The organism is Ruegeria sp. CH10, assembly GCF_056537125.1.
In genome coordinates, this window is sequence record NZ_JBQFQY010000001.1 from 523,187 (window position 1) to 541,964 (window position 18,778).

The window sequence follows — 18,778 nt, forward strand, 5'->3', positions numbered from 1 at the left end:
CTCAGAGGTCATCCGTCACGATGGCTGTTGTGGACAACGTAACCCTGTCGCGCTATCCAATCGAAAGCTTTGGAAAAAGGGTTTGCCTCGGGTGCATTCGAACGTCGCAATCTGGACCATGATCCGAAATGAGGACTTCTTTCTGAAGCTTTGGATCGACTACTATTCACGCTTTGTGCCCCGCGAGAACCTGTTCATTCTGGTGGATGGAAAAGACAGCTCTCTTCCGCAAAACACCGAAGGATGTCAGATCATCACCCTGCCCCGCGACGAGGCGACCATCGGTTGGGACCGGCGCAGGTGGGATTTCCTGTCACAATTCGCCAGTTCGCTGACCATGCGTTTCGACGTGGTGCTGGGTGGCGACGTGGATGAACTGATCACGCTGGACCCGCAATATGGGCCAGACCCTATTGCGTTTATTCTGAACGAAACAACCGAAGACGTTATCGCCCCGTTCGCAATCGAGATCATCCACCGCATCGACTTGGAGGAACGGCTCGATTCATCGCGTGGCATCCTTTCTCAGCGGTCTTATGGGCGCGTCAACACCTTCTATTGCAAGCCCAGCATCATCCGCAAACCGGTGAGATGGAGCTTGGGGCAGCATTTCTCATCTAACCCTGACAGATTGCTGTCGGATAAGCTGTTCCTGTTCCACCTGAAATTCATCGATCACGACATGCTCAAGGACAGGCAAAGGCATCGGCTGCATCAGATCAGCGATTCAGACGCGCAGATGGTGCCGGGGATCGCGGGTGAAGGCTGGTATCAGACTCTGGACCAAATTTCCGATCAGTTGCAGGTGCTGGCTGAATCGGGCCCGCCACGTCAGGTGGACCTCAATTTCCGTCGCGTGCGGAACCAGATCAAGAAAACCTGGTCGAAGAATGCACGTGGTTTGTGGCGGCATGCGCGCACGCGCAAGAAATGGACATTTGAAATCCCCGAGCGATTTCAGGACGTGTTCTGAGCGCAGCCCCTTGTGAAACCCGATCACACGCCCTAGTTAAACCCGTGGCGGGTTCTGCCCTTCTTGTGACTGGTAGCATTCTGGTGGCCTTAAGCAATTCCGAGGGGGCTGGCTCTGTTCAGGTCCTGGCCTGATTACCTGGCGCCCACCTGTACATACAGGTCCTCGGGAATCACACCGCACGGTTGACTGGTGGTCCCGCCACATTTTCCATAAAATTCAGCGCTCTGCGCGGGCTTCTTGCTTGGCCACCGCAGGTTTGAACATGTTCACCACCGGCCACCCACGACGCGGCCCGCCCGGCTTTTCCGCCATGCTCATGATCTTGTAGGCGAACTGGACCCCTGCAAACACAATCCCGTTCATGAACCAGATCATCGCCAAGGCGATAAGACCCACATCCGAGCCCCAGATCAGGCCGCGCAGGTTCGCGACGTTCAGCGCCAGAAGCACCCCGACAAACACGGCTGAGATCACGAATCCCCAGGCGACCTGAGTGATGTAAAGGCGGATGAGTTTGGGCATGACGGGCCTCCTTGCGCTCTGACATTCAGCTTAGCGCATGTAAGGCCCGAGTAAAGGCGTCAGAACGCCTCGGGCTGGGCCTCGCGCGCCATGTGGTCCAGAACGGCGTTGACGAATTTAGGCTCTTTACCTTCAGGGAAAAAGGCGCGGGCCACATCGACGAATTCATTGATGACCACCTTGGGGGGCGTGTCACTTTGGGTCAGTTCAGCCCCTGCCGCGCGGAACGTGGCACGCAGGGTCGGGTCGATACGCGCGATAGGCCATTTGGCCACCAGCGCGCGGTCGGTCATCTGGTCGATGGCGGCCTGGTAGTTTACCGCATCCTCAACCAGCTTGCGGAACAGGCGGATGTCGCCGTCCAGCATTTCCTCGCCCTCGTAGACGGCGCCAAACCGGTGATCCAGAAACTCATTCACAACCTGTTCAGTCGTCTGGCCCGACTGCTCCATCTGGAACAGCGCCTGCACGGCATAGAGGCGTGCGGCGGATTTCATAAGGCGTTTCTGGTTGGCCGGTTTCGGCGCGTCTGTCTGGGTCATGCTGTCGTGGATCCGTTGCTGTCGCCCGCCACCAGGATGGACTCGGACGGGGGCTTGAAACCCACGCCCTTTTTGGAAGAGCCCCACTTACGGCTGAGCGCGATCAGATGCAAGGCCGCAGCGGCTGCCCCGCCACCTTTATTCATCTTTTCTGGATTGGCGCGCACCTCGGCCTGTTCGTCATTCTCGACGGTCAGGATGCCATTGCCGATCAGCAGGCCCTGCAAGCCCATCAACTGAATGGCGCGGCTGGAGTCATTGCACACCGTTTCGTAATGCGTGGTCTCGCCGCGAATGACGCAGCCCAGCGCGACATAACCATCGAAATTACACTGGCGGTCGGCCATGGCGATGGCGGTGGGAACCTCCAGCGCGCCGGGAACCTCAACCACCTCATAGGTGCCGCCTGCGGCCTCGATCTCGGCCTTGGCGCCTGCGATCATGTTGTCCGCGATGGCGCGATAGAAAGGCGCCACCACCAATAGCAGTTTCACAGGCTTGTCAAATGTCGGGGTCGGCAGGACGCCGTGTTTGTCTTGTTCAGCCACGATCAGTCTTCCTTGAGGATGGAACGGGTGCCGACGATGGACAGGCCAAAGGCGTCGAGCCCCAGATAAACGGTTTCTGGCGAGTCGGTCAGCAGCACCAGTTCCTGAATGCCCAATTTGGACAGGATCTGAGACCCCAGTCCGGTTTGTTTGATTGTCCGCGGGCCTTCATCCTCGACCGCATAAAGCGAATTCCGAGGTTGGCGGAAAAGACAGACGACACCGCGCCCCTCTTCGGCGATCTTCTCCATCGCGCGCGGCAGTTCGCGCGAGGATTTGGGGCCGAGGCCCAAGATGTCCGGCGCTTCGTGCAAAGCATGGGTGCGGGTCAGAACGGGCTCGGTCGTGGTGATGTCGCCTTTGATCATGACCACATGTTCGATGCCGTGAAGCTGGTCAGTGAACAGCCGCATCTCCCATTCGCCACCATATTCCGAATTGACGGTTTCACGCGACGTCTCGACCACCAGATTGTCATTGCGGGATCGGTAGGTGATCAGGTCGCTGATCGTACCGATTTTCATGTCATGGGTTTGTGCGAATTCCACCAGATCGGGAAGACGCGCCATTGTGCCGTCGGGCTTCATGATCTCGCAGATCACACCCGAAGGGTTCAGCCCGGCCAGGCGCGAGATATCAACCGCAGCCTCGGTATGGCCCGCACGCACCAACACCCCGCCCCGCTTGGCGCGTAAGGGGAAGACATGGCCCGGGGTGGCAATGGCCGCCATCGTGTTTTGTTCATTGATGGCCGTCGCAACAGTCAGGGCGCGGTCAGCGGCGGAAATCCCGGTCGACACACCTTCGCGCGCCTCGATGGACACGGTGAACGCGGTTTCATGCCGCGAGGAATTGTTAACGGCCATCATCGGCAGGCCCAGCGCGTCCACACGTTCCGCCGTCATCGGCAGGCAGATCAGCCCGCGCCCATGGGTCGCCATGAAGTTGATCGCCTCGGCATCCGCGAACTCGGCCGCGATGACCAGATCGCCTTCATTCTCGCGATCTTCGTGGTCGACCAGAATATACATCCGGCCTTTGCGCGCCTCTTCGATGATCTCTTCAATCGGGCTGATCGCGTCGCGCAGTTGCGCCTCGACGGGTCCGGGGGTTTCAAAGCTCATTGGGCAGCCTTTCGCAGAGCATGTTTGCACGGGTGGATAGACCACCCCGCGCGCAAAGGCCAGTCTGCAAACGCCGCGAACCGGTCAGAACGCGGCGTTTAAATCAGGACATTTCGGCCAGACGGGCCACGTAGCGGGCCAGCGTGTCGATCTCAAGGTTCACCTTGTCCCCGACAGTGACATCGCCCCATGTCGTTACCTCTTTGGTATGGGGGATGAAGTTGATGCCAAAATCGCAATCCTCCATGTCATTGACGGTCAGCGAGGTGCCGTTCAGCGCGACCGACCCCTTGGGCGCAATGAACCGCGCAAGGTCTTTGGGCGCGCGCAGAGTTACGCGGGTGCTGTCGCCCTCGTCCTGCACGGCAACCACGTCGGCGACGCCATCCACATGGCCGGATACGATGTGGCCGCCCAATTCATCCCCGACCTTAAGCGCACGTTCCAGATTGACGCGTTTACCCAACTGCCAGCTGTCCAGATTGGTCTTCGAAACGGTCTCGGCGCTGATCTGGACGTCATACCAGTCATCGCCCAGCGCGATCACGGTCAGGCAAACGCCGTCACTGGCAATGGACGCGCCGATATCGATACCCGCCGTATCATAGGTGGTTTTGATCCGGGCCCGCAGATCACCTTGCTGTTCAAGCTCGGTAACGATGCCGACATCGGTGACGATCCCCGTAAACATTCCGCTAACCCCTGTCTTATAATTTGGCCCAATGTTCCACGCCGAGGTAAGGCCATCCAGCCGGACGAACAAGCCCCACCTTGCCGCGAATGACTGAAACAGGCATAATTTCATGAACAAAAGGCAAGAACAGCAGTGAAATCACCCCAAACCATGGATCAGAAACGCCGCGTTTTTCTGTTTCTCCAAGGACCGCATGGCCCGTTTTTTTACAGGCTGGCCCGCAGATTGCGAGAGACCGGCGCAGCGGTCTGGCGCGTTGGTTTCAATGCTGGGGATCGGGCGTTCTGGTTCGACAAATCCTCTTACATCCCATTTCGCGACGCGATCGAACGCTGGCCGGATTCCCTGGCCAACCTGATTGACAGGCGCGGTGTCACCGACATCGTGCTCTATGGCGATACGCGCCCCGTCCATGCCAACGCCATTGAGATTGCCCGGACCAAAGGTGTCACGGTCCACGTCTTCGAAGAGGGTTACCTGCGCCCCTGGTGGGTGACGTATGAGAGGTTCGGCTCGAACGGAAATTCCCGCCTGATGTCACTGGATGTCGCACAGATGGACCGCGCGCTGGAGGAAAGCGGCGCTCAGGTTCCGCCCCCGTCACACTGGGGCGACATGCGGCAGCATATCTTTTACGGGGCACTGTACCACTGGTTCGTCCTGTTTCTGAACCAGCGCTATCGCAATTTCCGCAGACACAGGGCACTGCCCGTCTCGAAAGAATTCCAGCTTTATTTTAAACGCCTGATGCTTATGCCGTTTCACCGGATCAAACGGGGTTGGGCAACAGCGCGGGTTCTTGGCGGCGGCCATCCCTATCATCTGGTGCTGCTTCAACTGGGCCATGACACGTCGGTGCAATCCCATTCGGACTATTCCTGCATGTCCGATTTTCTGGAAGACGTCTTCAAAGGCTTCGCCACAGGTGCCCCATCCCACCACAGGCTGGTCGTCAAAGAGCATCCGCTTGAAAATCATCGCGAGCCGCTTCAATGGCGGGTGCAGCAATTGGCAAAAACCTACGGCGTCTCGGATCGGGTCCACTATGTGCCCGGCGGCAAGCTCGCCAATCTGCTGGACAACGCACGATCGGCCGTCACGATCAATTCCACAGCCGGGCAGCAGGTGCTGTGGCGCGGTATCCCGCTGCGCATCTTTGGCCGGTCGGTCTATGACAAGCCCGAATTCGTTTCGCACCAGCCCTTGCCTGCCTTCTTCTCGGACCCGATGCTGCCGGATCAGGAGGCCTATCAGCGCTACCGCCAGTTTTTGCTGAAAACCAGCCAGCTTCCAGGTGGATTTTACTCGCGCCGTGGGCGGCGGCAACTCTTGCGCGGGGTGGCTGACAGAATGCTCAGCACCAGCGATCCCTACCAATCCGTTCTCACCGCATCAGAGGCGCAGACGCCACAGTTGCGGTTGGTTGAGTGATTTGAGCGCGTTGGAACTGGAAGTTGCCCGTCTAAACGGGTAGCCTGCGCAAAAGAAAAAACTAAACAAGAATGACTGAGGATATTCGGCAGTGCAGCGCTTTCCAATCCGATGGATGAGGGGCCTTTCCCTTGCGGTCACAATCGGCCTGTTGGCGGCCTGCCAATTGCCTAAGGCCGGGCCCAACAAGAATGAGATTCTGGCAGGTTCTACGACCAAAGGCGGCAATGCGTTTGTGGTCGAAGTGGACGACCGGGTTGCGCGCGCCACATCCGCGATCCAGCAATTCGGGTTCTCAAGCACGTTCCGTAATGCGCCAAAACTGACCGCTGACACGGTGCGTCCGGGCGACGTTCTGGGCCTGACGGTTTGGGAAAATGTCGATGATGGGTTGTTGTCTGGTGAGCTCTCGGGTGCCACGGCACTGGAACAGATGCAGGTGGACAGCGACGGGTTCATCTTTGTCCCCTATGCCGGACGTATTCATGCCGCTGGAAACACGCCGGAACAGTTGCGCCAACTGATCACAAGCAAGTTGCAGGATCAGACACCTGACCCGCAGGTCGAAGTGCGTCGTCAGGCGGGCAATGGCTCGACCGTTTCGCTAACCGGTGAGATCGGCGCGCCGGGCGTTTATCCGATTGAATCCCCCAGCCGCACCTTGTTGGGCATGCTCTCCCAGGCCGGTGGCGTCGCTGTTGGGTCCGATATTGCGCAGGTGACGCTGATCCGGGGCAATGATCGCGGCACCGTGTGGTATGATGACCTGTTCCGCAACCCCGGTCTGGATGTCGCCTTGCGCGGCGGAGACCGCATTCTGGTCGAAGCCGACAGCCGGTCCTACATCGCGCTGGGGGCGACAGGCCAGTCCCGCGTGGCTTTTGACACACAAGACCTGTCCGCGCTTGAGGCGCTGGCCCAGGTGGGCGGTCTACAATCCCTGTCTTCGGACCCGACCGGCATTTTTGTCCTGCGCAAAGAGCGGCAGGACATCGCGCGCACCGTCATGGGGCGGCAGGACCTGCAGGGCGATCAGCGCATGATCTACCTGCTGAATCTGACCGAGCCCAACGGTCTGTTTGTGGCCCGCGACTTCGTGATCCGCGATGACGACACGATCTATGTCACCGAAGCGCCCTATGCACAGTGGAGCAAATCGATCTCTCTGATTGCGGGCGGTCTGACTCCGGTTGCAAACGTTGCGACGCTGACGGGCGGCTGATGCAGACCGACGACGCTTCAGCCGGCCCTGAACGTACCCGGCTGTGCGTCTATAATGGTGGCTTTCTGACCCAACGGCGTCTTCGGCGCATTCTGGATTTGTCCGGCTATGACATTCGTCTGGGCATTCCCCGGACAGGGGATATGGTCGGCATTTGGGGCAATAGCCCGACCGCACATCGCGGTCTGACCATGGCCGCCAGGCACAACGCACCACTCCTGCGGGTCGAAGATGCCTTTCTCCGCTCCTTAAATCCAGGCCGTAACGGAGAGCCCCCTCTGGGCCTTCTGCTTGACCGGTCCGGCGTGCATTTCGACCCCTCGCACCCATCTGATCTTGAACAGTTGCTGGCCACGCATCCACTGGACGACACCGCGCTTTTGAATCGCGCACGCTACTGTATGGACCGCATGCGCGAGCTTCACCTCAGCAAATATTCAGCCGTTGATCCAGCCCTGCCTGCCCCCGATCCTGGCTATGTGCTGGTGGTGGATCAGGTCCGCGACGATGCCTCGGTCACGGCCAGCAAGGGCAATGACGCGCGCTTTCGCGAGATGCTGGTCATCGCACAAGAGGAAAACCGCGGTGCCCACATCCTGATCAAAACACACCCGGAAACCACATCGGGGCATCGCACCGGTTACTTCTCAGATCAGGACGCCTCGGCCCGCGTGTCGATTATTGACAGCCAGATCAGCCCCTGGACCCTGCTCGAAGGGGCGACGGGCGTTTACACCCTGTCGTCTCAGTTGGGGTTTGAGGCCATCCTGTCCGGACATAAACCGCGGGTCTTTGGCCAGCCCTTCTATGCCGGTTGGGGCCTGACCAATGACGAAGACCCCGTGGCGCGCCGTCAACGCAACCTGACCCGCGCGCAGTTGTTTGCCGCGTGCATGATCCTTTATCCCACGTGGTACGATCCCTTTCGGGACCAGCTTTGCGCCCTAGAAACGGTGCTGGATACGCTAGAGGCACAGACGCGCGCATGGCGGCAGGACCACAAAGGGTGGACCGCCTCTGGCATGCGCCTATGGAAACGCAAGCATCTGCAGCAGATGTTCGGCAGTGTCGAAAAGGTCAGGTTCACGGATCTACCCCCGGCTGACGCGGACCGCCCCCATATGGTTTGGGCAAACCAGGCGCGGGATATGGACAACGCGGTTCGGATCGAAGACGGATTTCTGCGGTCGCGCGGGCTGGGTGCCGATCTTGTCCCGCCCCTGTCCCTTGCGACCGACACGGTGGGCATCTATTACGATCCCACCCATCCCAGCCAGATTGAAGACATGATCGCCGCGCGGGCGCATTTGCGGCCGGATCAGGAATTGCGGGCCGAACGGCTGGTCGCCCGGATCATCGACAGCCATCTGAGCAAGTATAACACCGGCGCAGAGGCCCCTGATCTTCCTGCCGGGCATCGCATTCTGGTTCCCGGACAGGTGCAGGACGATGCCTCGGTCCTGCTGGGAACAACGGCGGTGCGCACGAACACTGACCTGCTGCGCGCCACGCGCGAGGCCAATCCGAATGCAATCCTGATCTACAAACCGCACCCGGATGTCGAAGCCGGTCTGCGCGAGGGCGCGGTCGAGGACGGTCTGGCCGATCTGGTTGTGACCGGCACCGATCCCGCATCGCTGCTGTCACAGGTGCACGAGGTCTGGACCATGACATCGCTTTTGGGGTTCGAGGCGCTGATGCGCGGGGTGCGGGTCACGACCTTGGGGGCGCCCTTCTACGCAGGTTGGGGCCTGACACAGGATTTGGGAACGGTGCCCGCCCGACGCGGAGCACGACCGACCATGTTGGGATTGGTACACGCAGCCCTGATCGACTATCCGCGCTATCTGGACCCGCTCACGCGACAGCCTTGCCCGGTGGAAGTTGCCGTGGATCGCCTGATTGACGGCACTGCAAACAACAGTGGCCCGTCACTTCGGTTGTTGTCCAAACTGCAGGGGGCGCTGGCAACCCACGCGCATCTGTGGCGTCGCACCTAGAGCGTTCCGGGTTTTACCTGAATCACTCTGCGACACGAATGTCCCGAGAACGCCGCAGGCGTGGCAGGGTATTCGTGTCTCAAGTTAAACCCGAGACGCTTTAGCGCAGCGCCCGCGACCAGCGGTGTAAGACATCCGGTCCGATGGTTCGGGTTTCCATCAACTCAAACCGGGGCGCTGTTTCAAGTTTATCCAGCCCAAGTGCGCCGATGGCAGGCAGCCCCTCTGCCCCGATGGTGAGACCAGCGCTGAAACCAACCAGCTCATCCACCAGATCCTCGGCCAACAAAGACGCCGCCAGGGCCGAACCGCCTTCGCAGAATACGCGGGTCAGCCCCGCCTGCCCCAGTTGATGCAGCAGGTCGGTTGCATCGATGTGGTGGTCACGCAAAGCACAGGGGATCAGACGCGCGCCCAACCCCTCCCAAGCGCGGGCGCGGTCGGCATCGGGGGACGGGCCGTGGCAGAGCCACACCGGAACATCAGCCGCCGTGCGGGCAAGATGCCCCATAAGTGGAATATCCAGATGGCGTGAGACGACAACTCGAACCGGCTGCGCCGCGATCCCCAGATCGCGCACCGTCAGCGACGGATCATCCGCCCGCGCCGTCCCTGCCCCGACCATCACAGCATCGTGGCGCGCGCGCATGGCGTGCACCGCCCGACGCGCTTGCGGCCCCGTGATCCATTGGCTGTGCCCGGTGGCGGTCGCGATCCGCCCATCAAAGCTGCTGGCCAGCTTTAGTGTCACAAAGGGGCGTCCCTGTTCGGTTTTCAGGAAAAATCCCGCATGATCCCGCGCGGCCTGTTCGGCCAGAACGCCTGTGGTAACGTCGATCCCGGCCTCTCGTAGCAAGGCAAAGCCCTGCCCGGCCACCCGGGGATCGCTGTCTTCGATCGCCGACACCACACGTGCCACCCCGGCCTTGATCAGCGCCTCCGCACATGGCGGGGTCTTTCCGTGATGGGAACACGGTTCTAACGACACATAGGCCGTTGCGCCCCGCGCGGCCTCTCCAGCCTGGTCCAAGGCTTGCGGCTCGGCATGCGGGCGCCCGCCGGGTTGGGTCCAGCCGCGCCCAACAATGCGACCATCACGCACGACAACGCAGCCCACAGCCGGGTTCGGCCAGCACGTGCCCTGACCGCGCCGACCCAAAGACAAGGCCAGCGCCATATATCGCTTATCTGTTTCGCTCACTCGTCCGTCGAAGGCTGCGGCGGGCGCAGTTCGTGGACAAACTCCTCGAAATCATCGGCCGCCTGGAAATTCTTGTACACGCTTGCAAAACGAACATAGGCCACGGTGTCAATCCGCGCCAGAGCTTCCATGACAATCTCGCCGATCCGGTTTGACGGGATATCCGTCTCGCCCATGCTTTCAAGGCGGCGGACGATGCCGGAAATCATCTGATCGATACGGTCAGGTTCAATCGGGCGTTTCTGCATCGAGATGCGGATCGAGCGTTCCAGCTTGTCCCGGTCGAAATCTTCGCGCTTGCCGTTGGTTTTGATCACCACGAGGTCGCGCAGCTGCACGCGCTCATAAGTGGTGAACCGTCCCCCACATGCGGGACAAAACCGGCGTCTGCGGATCGCGACGTGATCCTCTGCCGGGCGTGAATCCTTGACCTGAGTGTCGATATTCCCACAAAACGGGCAGCGCATCCGCCGTCTCCTCGTCCCTTGTTCCGCCTCTTTTTGTAAGCGCTGTGGCCTACTTATCCACAACTATAGGACAGACGCTAGGATTTGGGTAGTCGGAATTTTTAACCGCAAGATAATGACTCTATGCAAAGTGCGCCGCGACCCTGCGTTGATGGGGCGCCGTTCGGTGTTCAAACAGGTATATCCCTTGCCACGTGCCCAGAACGGGCCGTCCGGATGCAACCGGGATCGACACGGATACAGGCAAAAGCGCGGCCTTGATGTGGGCTGGCATATCGTCAGGGCCTTCATAGGTGTGCCGCAGATATGCCATGGAAGGGTGATCTGACGACGGCACCAGCCGGTTGAAAAAGGCGTGCAGGTCCGTCTGCACCTCAGGGTCCGCGTTTTCCTGTATCACCAGCGAGCATGACGTATGCCGCACGAACAAAGTCAACAATCCATCGCCTTGGACCGAGTTAAGCCAGTTGCGCACATCCGGGGTGAATTCATAGAGCCCCGCACCTTGCGTCGAAATAATAAACTCGGTCTGCATCAGGCGTTAGTCCGGATCAGTCGAAGATTTGCCGTGTGCTGCAACGCGCATTGGCGGCCGACACAGACAGGCTATTGCCCGGCTGGAAGGTATAGGTATTGAACCCGCCCTTTTGCTGGGGCGCGCCTGCAGGAGCCTTCAGTGTGAACTGCACGGCCGTTTTGCGCCCTGTTGCTTCGCTTGGGCCATAGCCACGTTTGACGTAGATGGGTTGCTTCCAGCTGGCCCCTAGTGTTCTGCGCGCAAAATCGGACGCCGCACACCAGTACCCGTCAATATCGGTGCGCCCGCGTGGGATCACCTCAAAATCAGTGCTGTTCAGACCAGCGGTCTGGTAACCAAACCGGGCAAAGGTCGCCGAGGCCGGAGTGCTCAGCACAATTGCAGCCAGAGCTGCGCAAGTCATAAGCTTTTTCATGATCATACTCTTTCCTGTTACAAGGTAAGTGTCGACCTAGTTTACTTTATCACGTGACAAAGCCGCTTCACGATGAATTTAGTCCGGATGGCGCGTCTCGTGAACAGGTTTCAACCAGCCGCGATACCGGATCAACCGCCCCAGCCCCGGCATATCTGCTGACACATCAAAGCAAAACTGCCCCGTTTCACCCTGCCATTCTGTTGTTGCGGACCTTGGCAGCAGAAATGCGGGGCAGCGAATGCCCAGAACGCTTAGCTGCCTGATGTGTATAGACAGACCACCCTCTGTCGGTTGGACGGTCAGCCAGAGGGTAATGCACCCCAGCTGCTCACGAACGCAGGCGGCGCTGTGATCATAGGTTATCCGGGATTCGGTGACATGACCGTCAAAATCGCGCCGCCACGTCCACACGCCCCCCAGGTGTTTGATTTCCACACTGACCGGGATGTCCTCAGCGTTGGAGGGAAACCGGCCAAGGCGCAGCGCGACTGCGACCATCCAACCCTGCCCGCGCGCTATTTTGCAACGGCCAGCAAAGCGCCCCGTGGTCTGATGCAACGTCCTGACCGCCATGGGGGCCTCCGCCCCATCAGGCAGAGCTTGCAGAAACGGGTCAGAAAGCACTCAGAACCCCATGGGAAGAAACCGGGATTGCAGCGCCTCATCCGGTACCAGGCAGGTTTCAGTACGGCCAAAGACCGCGTATCTGTTTCTGGCGATGGATTTATAGAGCGGCATCTTGATCCATTGCGGCAACAGCTTGCACACAGACAGAACGGGCCAGATCCCGGGCAGGTTTCGCATTGCCGCGGCAAAGGCATCCAAGTGCTGGTAAACTTGGCCATCCACGATCACCAGATTGGTTTCAAACTCCTGCGTGGGCAGGCCAAGTTCATGATACAGGCGCTGCCCCAGTGGCGATTGCGCCGTGGCAAACTGGAACCGATGCGCGGCGTCATGCTTCAGCATGAACCTGAAGAAGCTGGAACACAAAACACACTCCCCATCGAAAACAATGGCATCGCGGATATCTTTCAAGTGAATAAGCTCGGTGTCCTGCATGTCTTTCGGGCTCACCCCTTCCTTGCCAGGACCTTTCCATCCCCCTGCACCCTGCACAATGCGACAAGAGGACATCCGGCGTTGAACAAAGGAAAGGGCGTGTCGGGGAGCCTCCGGGGGTAGGTGGGTTTCCGGGGCTCGGACCTCATCCCCAAAAAAAGGCACAGACCCGACAACAACCGAAAAATAGGAATGTGCCAAGCTTTGGTCTTGTGTTCATCTGCCAAAACCATTCGAATTCCGGACAATTCATGTTTTCAATACATCCGATTTCAGACGCGTTTGCGCATCAGGTTTAGGGTATGATGAGTTATGGAAGTTGATATTGCCCGCATCCGATTGCTGACCAAAGCGCTTGATCAAAAAAGCCATGACTCCGGGCTGAGTGACCGTATCCTGCGAAAATGCGACCTCAGCAGGGACAGCATCGCGCCGCCTGCAGCAGCCTACAGTGCTCATCAAGAAGCCCTATTTGTACGCTATGCCTGCGACGCCCTTGGCGACATAACCTTTGCGGCCCAGGCTGGGCTGCAATTCCGATCCTCTTCCAGCCTGACGGCCTATATCAGTAAGTATTCCCGCGATCTGCGGCAGGTGATGGAAAACACATCGTATTTTCACAGAATGATTGACCCCGCGCTGATGTTCAGCCTGCGGCTCGCGGGAAACTTTGCCACGATCGAAGCCGATTGGAAGGATGCCAGTTTCGCCCGATACCATCGCAGGACCGAGTTTCTGCTGTTCTCGGGCCTTGCCCGCATGCGCGCCCTGACGCAGACCACCTTTTTTCCAATCGAGCTTCGATTTCAGCACGAAGTCGGAGAAAACCAAGCCCTGTTTCAGAAACTGGCCGGATGCCCGGTTGTGTTCGGCGCAGAGCGTATGGAAATCGTTCTGGCCCCCTCGGCGTTGGACATGCCCGTCCCCACCTACGATGCAAACCTGCGGACGCATCTGTTAGAATATGCCGAGCGTGTTCTGTCCGAGCGGCGTTCCCCCAAACAAAAACTGCGTGGTCAGGTCGAAGGGTTGATCACCCGCTCTTTGCCAGGAACGATCATCACTGCGGACGAGGCCGCCACCGCGCTGGGGATGAGCGCGCGCACCTTTGCCCGCCGTCTTAAAGACGAAGGGATCACCTATCGCGAAATCGTCGATGATCTTCGATGCGATCTGGCGCAAACCTTCATCACAAACGGCATGCCCTTGTCCGAGATCGCGTTTTCCTTGGGATATGCTGATCAGCCGGCCTTCTCTACCGCCTTCAAACGTTGGACCGGCAAGGCCCCGAGTACATTCCGCACCCGGTTGGACTTTGATTGACTGATGGATGCGGGTGGCCGGGGGTCATCAGTGGCACAACCTCGCCCCGGCCTGTCCCATGAGTGGACGATGGTGATATAAGGACAGGCTGGGTGCATGACTTGTGATTTCGCGCCAAAGTCATCGCCAAACCGGTCATTGTGAACAGCGTAATCGAAAGAAAAAAGGCGCCTCGGTCGAGGCGCCCTTGGTTTTATTGATCCAGGAAAGACCGCAGCTTTCGCGACCGGCTGGGATGTTTCAGCTTGCGCAGCGCCTTCGCCTCAATCTGACGAATACGTTCGCGGGTCACGCTGAACTGCTGACCCACCTCTTCCAGCGTATGGTCGGTGTTCATGCCGATGCCAAACCGCATCCGCAGCACCCGTTCTTCGCGCGGGGTAAGCGAGGCCAGAACCCGTGTGGTGGTTTCCTTGAGGTTTTCCTGAATGGCGCTGTCCAGAGGCAGCACGGCATTCTTGTCCTCGATGAAATCGCCCAGTTGGCTGTCTTCCTCGTCGCCAATCGGCGTTTCGAGGCTGATCGGCTCCTTGGCGATTTTCATCACCTTGCGGACCTTTTCCAGCGGCATTTGCAGCTTTTCGGCCAGTTCTTCCGGCGTCGGCTCGCGGCCGATTTCGTGCAGCATCTGGCGGCCAGTCCGAACCAGCTTGTTGATCGTTTCGATCATATGGACCGGGATACGGATCGTGCGTGCCTGATCCGCGATAGACCGCGTGATCGCCTGACGAATCCACCAGGTCGCATAGGTCGAGAACTTGTAGCCGCGGCGGTATTCAAACTTGTCCACCGCCTTCATCAGGCCGATGTTACCTTCCTGAATAAGATCAAGGAATTGCAGGCCGCGGTTCGTGTACTTTTTGGCAATCGAGATCACCAGGCGCAGGTTGGCTTCAACCATTTCTTTCTTGGCCTGCCGCGCCTCTTTCTCGCCCTTTTGAACCTGCTGCACGATGCGGCGGAACTCAGAGATATCCAGCCCGACATACTGACCGACCTGAGCCATGTCGTTGCGCAGTTCCTCAACCTTGGCGGTCGAGCGTTCGATGAACATCTGCCAGCCCCGGCCCGGCTTTTCCGCCATATCCGACAGCCAGTTCGGGTCCAACTCGCGGCCACGATAGGCGTCGATGAACTCGCGGCGGTTGATCCGCGCCTGATCCGCCAGCTTCACCATTGAGCTGTCCAGAGACATGATACGGCGGTTGATGCCGTATAGCTGGTCGATCAGAGCTTCGATCCGGTTGTTATGCAGGTGAAGACCATTCACCAGTTCCACGATCTCGGCGCGCAGCTTCTGATAAGTCGCCTCGTCCTTTTCGCTGAAGGTGCCGTCTTCGTTCAGTGTGGCCGAAATCCGGCTGTCCTGCATTTCCGACAGCATCGCAAAATCGGTCGAGATCCGCTCCAGCGTCGTCAGAACCTGATCTTTCAGCGCAGCTTCCATCGCGGCCAGCGACATGTTGGCCTGATCGTCTTCGTCGTCGTCATCGTCGGTGTTCAGCGGGTTGCCGTCGGCATCCAGCTCAGGGCCCGTGTCCTCTTTGGCGGGCTTGTTCGACTGTACAGCTGACGTGTCGACCACAGGCTCTTCCACATCGCCGTCTTCGTCCAACTGATTGCCAAAAGTGGCCTCCAGATCGATGACGTCACGCAGCAGAATGTCTTCGGACAACAATTCGTCATGCCAGATGGTGATCGCCTGGAAGGTCAGCGGGCTTTCGCACAGACCGGCAATCATGGTGTTCCGGCCAGCCTCAATCCGCTTGGCGATGGCGATCTCGCCCTCGCGGCTCAGCAGTTCGACGCTGCCCATCTCGCGCAGGTACATGCGCACAGGGTCGTCGGTACGGTCCAGCTTTTCGGTCGCCGCCCCGGCCAGCGCAACCTCGCGGTTGCTTTCGGTCGTGGTCAGTTCGGTCGAGCCTTTGTTTTCTTCTTCCTCGGCCTCTTCATCTTCGATGATGTTGATGCCCATCTCGGACAGCATCGACATCACGTCCTCGATCTGTTCCGAGCTGACCTGATCAGGCGGCAGAACCTGATTGAGCTGGTCGTAGGTGATGTAACCTTTCTCGCGGGCCTCGGCGATCATCTTCTTGACCTGGGCCTGGCTCATGTCCAGCGAGATTTCCTGTTCCTGCTCGTCGGATTTGCGGTCTTCGTTGGTATCCTTGGCGGCCATTCAATGCTCCTGCAGGGATGGGTGATTCGTTAGGTCCGAATCATTAGCGCGTAGAAGTGATTCGGCCACCCGTTTACCCGTTTTTCTTTTCCAGTGCCTTACGAAAACACCACTTTACCGGCGTTTCCGCTCGAAATTGATACCGGACATGATTGCCTGAAACGCGTCTTTCTCGTCGCGGTTGATTCGCGCACCGTTGTCGGCCACGTCGAATATCGCCCTGTCTTCGTTCTGGCTTCGGCTTGTGCGATTGCGCTCTTCGGCGGCCTGGGCCAGCCGATATGTCAGCGCCTCATCTGCCAGCTCGGACAGTTCCTCCTCGGCTTCGGCAATCTCTGCGTCCAACCCCCTGAGAGCTTTGATCTTTGCGAGTTCCTCGGCCAGAGTCATCTGCGCCTTTTCGACATCGCCCGGTTTATACACACAAGGGATCACTGCGACATGGCGAAGGGCCAGCAGGTTTTCAAGGGTCTCGGGTCCCAAAGTTTCTGCAATGTGGTCTTTCAGGTTCTCGGGATCGTCAATCGCATGGCGCAAGATGGCATCCCGCAGCGCCGCGTGATCGGGATCGCGACATTCCATGTCATCCAGTTCTTGTTCGAACTGAACCACGACCTCGGGGTTCAGGGCTGCGATGGCCAGAATCGCCGCCTCACGCAGCTGAATTTCCGCCCCTTCGGACGAGGCCAGAAACGAGGCGCGCGCGCCCGGAGTTGCCGCGGGTTTGGGCTGCCACTTGCCCCGCGGTTGCCAGGGGCGGTTCTGCGGCTGGCGTTGCGGGCGGAACAGCTGCCAGCGCAGGTCTTTGATTTCCTGTCCATAATGCGACCGGATCGAAGGGTCGCGGATCAATTTGATCTTGTCGCGCAGTACCTTGTCCAGTGCAGCCTTACGTTCCGGGCTGTCGAACACCTTGCCCTCGGTCTCGCGCTGCCACAGCAGCTTGACCATGGGCATCGCGCCTTCCAGTACGGCTTGAACGGCCCCCGGCCCTTCGGCGCGCAGCAGATCATCGGGGTCTTTGCCCTCGGGCATCAGGGCAAAGCGCAGAGACTTGCCCGCCTCCAGAAGCGGCAGCGCCAGATCAACCGCCCGCATCGCCGCGCGTAGGCCCGCCGTGTCGCCATCCAGCGCGATGATTGGCTCGTTTGAAACCCGCCAGAGCAATTGCAATTGATGCTCGGTGATCGCGGTACCCAGTGGCGCAACCGAGGCACCAAACCCGGCCTCGGCCAATGCAATCACGTCCATATACCCTTCGGCCACGATCAGCGGCTGCCCCTTCCCCGCCGCCTGTCGCGCGGGGCCGTGATTATAGAGGCTGCGGCCTTTGTCGAACAACTCGGTCTCGGGTGAGTTCAGGTATTTCGCGTTGTCATTGGGGTCCATCGCCCGCCCGCCAAACGCGATACAGCGCCCGCGCGGGTCGCGGATCGGGAACATGATCCGGTTGCGGAACGTGTCATAAGGTTTCTTACCCTTGTTCGAGGGCTTGGCCAGACCGGCCCCCAGGATCAGGTCTTCGGCCACGTTCTTGCCTGTCAGATGATCCCACAGGTTCTGCCAGCCATCGGGGGCAAAACCGATCTCCCACCGGTCCAGCGCCTGCGCGTCCAGGCCCCGACGGGTCAGGTAGTCACGTGCAGCCCCCCCTGCCCCGGTTTTGAGTTGCAGGCGGAAGAACTGCACCGCCTGCTCCATCACCTCAGCCAGTTGCGTGCGGCGATCCTGCTTTTCCTGCGCTTTGGGATCGCGCTGCGGCATGGGCATCCCGGCCTCGCGCGCAAGTATCTCGACCGCTTCGATGAAAGAGACATTCTCGGTCTCTTTCACAAAGCTGATCGCATCCCCTTTGGCGTGGCAGCCAAAGCAGTAGTAAAACCCCTTTTGGTCATCCACATGGAACGAGGCCGTCTTTTCATGGTGAAACGGACATGGCGCCCACATGTCCCCCTTACCCTGATTGGACTTGCGCTGATCCCACATGACCTTTCGGCCAACGACCTGAGACAGGCTCAGACGGGTGCGCAGCTCATCAAGAAATCCGGGGGGCAAAGACATGGCTTAAACCTGCCAGAAATGAAAACGCACGCCAAGGGGATGGCGCGCGGTTGTCCACAGGGAATTGGCCTATCTGTGGATTATTGCTGCAAGCACAGCTCCAGCCAAGCGGCACCGAGGTCTTTCTTACGGACGTCGCGCATCTTTTGCTCGTAGACCCAAGGCGTAATCAGTGGAATGGCGGCATTATAGTTTTCGGGCCAGGTCGGGCCAGTATCTGCGACCGCTTGCGGTACGTCCCGCTCTTTGACCTTGTCCAGACGCGCCTGCTGAATCGCCGCGACAACTTCGGCCTGAAATTGGCAGCTTTGCTCTTTGGTTTCCTGAGCGGCCAGAGGGGTGGCCAGAAAAACGGCCGCAAGGGCGATACGCAACATTGGGAACTCCGGGAATCATGTCTTTCGCAGCAGCTTACTCGCAGCACGACGCCCCTTCCATTCCCGTTTTGCACCTCGCGCCATCGT

At 59.2% G+C, this 18,778-nt stretch carries 19 protein-coding genes; 5 read left to right on the top strand and 14 right to left on the bottom strand.

The window, feature by feature from the left end:
- The first annotated feature begins 82 nt into the window (after window positions 1-82).
- A complete protein-coding gene (locus ACRZ94_RS02615) occupies window positions 83-973 on the top strand; it encodes a hypothetical protein (protein ID WP_480796603.1) in 891 nt (296 codons plus the stop codon).
- A gap of 219 nt (window positions 974-1,192) precedes the next feature.
- Here ACRZ94_RS02615 and ACRZ94_RS02620 read toward each other — a convergent pair whose 3' ends face one another.
- From ACRZ94_RS02620 to ACRZ94_RS02640, 5 genes are all read right to left on the bottom strand, one after another.
- Entirely contained in the window at window positions 1,193-1,498 is a 306-nt protein-coding gene (locus tag ACRZ94_RS02620) for a hypothetical protein (protein ID WP_480650491.1), read from the bottom strand.
- Window positions 1,499-1,557: 59 nt separating this feature from the next.
- Window positions 1,558-2,040, bottom strand: coding sequence for a transcription antitermination factor NusB (nusB, locus tag ACRZ94_RS02625; RefSeq protein ID WP_480650489.1), 483 nt, complete (start codon window positions 2,038-2,040; stop codon window positions 1,558-1,560).
- Window positions 2,037-2,588 (bottom strand): 6,7-dimethyl-8-ribityllumazine synthase, encoded by a 552-nt coding sequence (locus tag ACRZ94_RS02630; RefSeq protein WP_480796604.1) that lies wholly within the window; start codon window positions 2,586-2,588, stop codon window positions 2,037-2,039. The genes nusB and ACRZ94_RS02630 overlap by 4 nt, the downstream gene beginning before the upstream one ends.
- 2 nt (window positions 2,589-2,590) lie before the next feature.
- A complete protein-coding gene (ribB, locus tag ACRZ94_RS02635; protein WP_480796605.1) occupies window positions 2,591-3,712 on the bottom strand; it encodes a 3,4-dihydroxy-2-butanone-4-phosphate synthase in 1,122 nt (373 codons plus the stop codon).
- A gap of 103 nt (window positions 3,713-3,815) precedes the next feature.
- Entirely contained in the window at window positions 3,816-4,403 is a 588-nt protein-coding gene (locus ACRZ94_RS02640; protein WP_480796606.1) for a riboflavin synthase, read from the bottom strand.
- A gap of 153 nt (window positions 4,404-4,556) precedes the next feature.
- Between ACRZ94_RS02640 and ACRZ94_RS02645 the strand changes: the two genes are divergently transcribed.
- The 3 genes from ACRZ94_RS02645 (at window position 4,557) to ACRZ94_RS02655 (ending at window position 9,059) form a co-directional block, all read left to right on the top strand.
- Window positions 4,557-5,837, top strand: coding sequence for a capsule biosynthesis protein (locus ACRZ94_RS02645; RefSeq protein ID WP_480796915.1), 1,281 nt, complete (start codon window positions 4,557-4,559; stop codon window positions 5,835-5,837).
- A gap of 91 nt (window positions 5,838-5,928) precedes the next feature.
- Window positions 5,929-7,059, top strand: coding sequence for a polysaccharide biosynthesis/export family protein (locus ACRZ94_RS02650; RefSeq protein ID WP_480796607.1), 1,131 nt, complete (start codon window positions 5,929-5,931; stop codon window positions 7,057-7,059).
- Window positions 7,059-9,059, top strand: coding sequence for a capsular polysaccharide biosynthesis protein (locus tag ACRZ94_RS02655; protein ID WP_480796608.1), 2,001 nt, complete (start codon window positions 7,059-7,061; stop codon window positions 9,057-9,059). The genes ACRZ94_RS02650 and ACRZ94_RS02655 overlap by 1 nt, the downstream gene beginning before the upstream one ends.
- A gap of 100 nt (window positions 9,060-9,159) precedes the next feature.
- On the opposite strand, the gene ribD is transcribed toward ACRZ94_RS02655, so the two are convergent.
- The 6 genes from ribD to ACRZ94_RS02685 all read right to left on the bottom strand — a co-directional run bounded on the left by ribD (window position 9,160) and on the right by ACRZ94_RS02685 (window position 12,760).
- On the bottom strand, window positions 9,160-10,260 hold the full coding sequence (ribD, locus tag ACRZ94_RS02660; RefSeq protein WP_480796609.1) for a bifunctional diaminohydroxyphosphoribosylaminopyrimidine deaminase/5-amino-6-(5-phosphoribosylamino)uracil reductase RibD: 1,101 nt from the start codon (window positions 10,258-10,260) through the stop codon (window positions 9,160-9,162).
- Complete coding sequence (nrdR, locus tag ACRZ94_RS02665; RefSeq protein WP_480796610.1) at window positions 10,257-10,727, bottom strand: transcriptional regulator NrdR; 471 nt, start codon at window positions 10,725-10,727, stop codon at window positions 10,257-10,259. The genes ribD and nrdR overlap by 4 nt, the downstream gene beginning before the upstream one ends.
- A gap of 121 nt (window positions 10,728-10,848) precedes the next feature.
- Window positions 10,849-11,262, bottom strand: coding sequence for a secondary thiamine-phosphate synthase enzyme YjbQ (locus ACRZ94_RS02670; protein WP_480796611.1), 414 nt, complete (start codon window positions 11,260-11,262; stop codon window positions 10,849-10,851).
- A 16-nt stretch (window positions 11,263-11,278) separates the two neighbouring features.
- Window positions 11,279-11,680 carry a hypothetical protein gene (locus tag ACRZ94_RS02675; RefSeq protein ID WP_480650469.1) on the bottom strand — a complete coding sequence of 134 codons (402 nt, stop codon included), beginning with the start codon at window positions 11,678-11,680 and terminating at the stop codon, window positions 11,279-11,281.
- A 78-nt stretch (window positions 11,681-11,758) separates the two neighbouring features.
- Entirely contained in the window at window positions 11,759-12,256 is a 498-nt protein-coding gene (locus ACRZ94_RS02680; protein WP_480650467.1) for a DUF4166 domain-containing protein, read from the bottom strand.
- A gap of 51 nt (window positions 12,257-12,307) precedes the next feature.
- Window positions 12,308-12,760, bottom strand: a complete 453-nt coding sequence (locus ACRZ94_RS02685; protein ID WP_480796612.1) for a thiol-disulfide oxidoreductase DCC family protein — start codon at window positions 12,758-12,760, stop codon at window positions 12,308-12,310.
- Window positions 12,761-13,057: 297 nt separating this feature from the next.
- On the opposite strand from ACRZ94_RS02685, the gene ACRZ94_RS02690 reads away from it, so the two are divergent.
- A complete protein-coding gene (locus tag ACRZ94_RS02690; RefSeq protein ID WP_480650463.1) occupies window positions 13,058-14,068 on the top strand; it encodes a helix-turn-helix domain-containing protein in 1,011 nt (336 codons plus the stop codon).
- A gap of 193 nt (window positions 14,069-14,261) precedes the next feature.
- On the opposite strand, the gene rpoD is transcribed toward ACRZ94_RS02690, so the two are convergent.
- The 3 genes from rpoD to ACRZ94_RS02705 all read right to left on the bottom strand — a co-directional run bounded on the left by rpoD (window position 14,262) and on the right by ACRZ94_RS02705 (window position 18,691).
- On the bottom strand, window positions 14,262-16,253 hold the full coding sequence (gene rpoD / locus ACRZ94_RS02695; RefSeq protein ID WP_480650462.1) for an RNA polymerase sigma factor RpoD: 1,992 nt from the start codon (window positions 16,251-16,253) through the stop codon (window positions 14,262-14,264).
- Window positions 16,254-16,367: 114 nt separating this feature from the next.
- The gene (dnaG, locus tag ACRZ94_RS02700; protein ID WP_480796613.1) at window positions 16,368-18,314 is read right to left on the bottom strand and encodes a DNA primase; all 1,947 of its coding nucleotides are present in this window, start codon (window positions 18,312-18,314) and stop codon (window positions 16,368-16,370) included.
- An 80-nt stretch (window positions 18,315-18,394) separates the two neighbouring features.
- The gene (locus ACRZ94_RS02705; RefSeq protein ID WP_480650460.1) at window positions 18,395-18,691 is read right to left on the bottom strand and encodes a hypothetical protein; all 297 of its coding nucleotides are present in this window, start codon (window positions 18,689-18,691) and stop codon (window positions 18,395-18,397) included.
- Window positions 18,692-18,778 lie beyond the last annotated feature (87 nt).

Excerpts from the sequence above, each read along its gene's own strand:
- ACRZ94_RS02620 (WP_480650491.1), bottom strand. The coding sequence starts at position 1,498 with ATGCCCAAACTCATCCGCCTTTACATCACTCAGGTCGCCTGGGGATTC.
- nusB (WP_480650489.1), bottom strand. The coding sequence starts at position 2,040 with ATGACCCAGACAGACGCGCCGAAACCGGCCAACCAGAAACGCCTTATG.
- ribB (WP_480796605.1), bottom strand. The coding sequence starts at position 3,712 with ATGAGCTTTGAAACCCCCGGACCCGTCGAGGCGCAACTGCGCGACGCG.
- ACRZ94_RS02640 (WP_480796606.1), bottom strand. The coding sequence starts at position 4,403 with ATGTTTACGGGGATCGTCACCGATGTCGGCATCGTTACCGAGCTTGAA.
- ACRZ94_RS02645 (WP_480796915.1), top strand. The coding sequence starts at position 4,557 with ATGGATCAGAAACGCCGCGTTTTTCTGTTTCTCCAAGGACCGCATGGC.
- ACRZ94_RS02655 (WP_480796608.1), top strand. The coding sequence starts at position 7,059 with ATGCAGACCGACGACGCTTCAGCCGGCCCTGAACGTACCCGGCTGTGC.
- nrdR (WP_480796610.1), bottom strand. The coding sequence starts at position 10,727 with ATGCGCTGCCCGTTTTGTGGGAATATCGACACTCAGGTCAAGGATTCA.
- ACRZ94_RS02670 (WP_480796611.1), bottom strand. The coding sequence starts at position 11,262 with ATGCAGACCGAGTTTATTATTTCGACGCAAGGTGCGGGGCTCTATGAA.
- ACRZ94_RS02675 (WP_480650469.1), bottom strand. The coding sequence starts at position 11,680 with ATGAAAAAGCTTATGACTTGCGCAGCTCTGGCTGCAATTGTGCTGAGC.
- ACRZ94_RS02680 (WP_480650467.1), bottom strand. The coding sequence starts at position 12,256 with ATGGCGGTCAGGACGTTGCATCAGACCACGGGGCGCTTTGCTGGCCGT.
- ACRZ94_RS02690 (WP_480650463.1), top strand. The coding sequence starts at position 13,058 with ATGGAAGTTGATATTGCCCGCATCCGATTGCTGACCAAAGCGCTTGAT.
- rpoD (WP_480650462.1), bottom strand. The coding sequence starts at position 16,253 with ATGGCCGCCAAGGATACCAACGAAGACCGCAAATCCGACGAGCAGGAA.
- dnaG (WP_480796613.1), bottom strand. The coding sequence starts at position 18,314 with ATGTCTTTGCCCCCCGGATTTCTTGATGAGCTGCGCACCCGTCTGAGC.
- ACRZ94_RS02705 (WP_480650460.1), bottom strand. The coding sequence starts at position 18,691 with ATGTTGCGTATCGCCCTTGCGGCCGTTTTTCTGGCCACCCCTCTGGCC.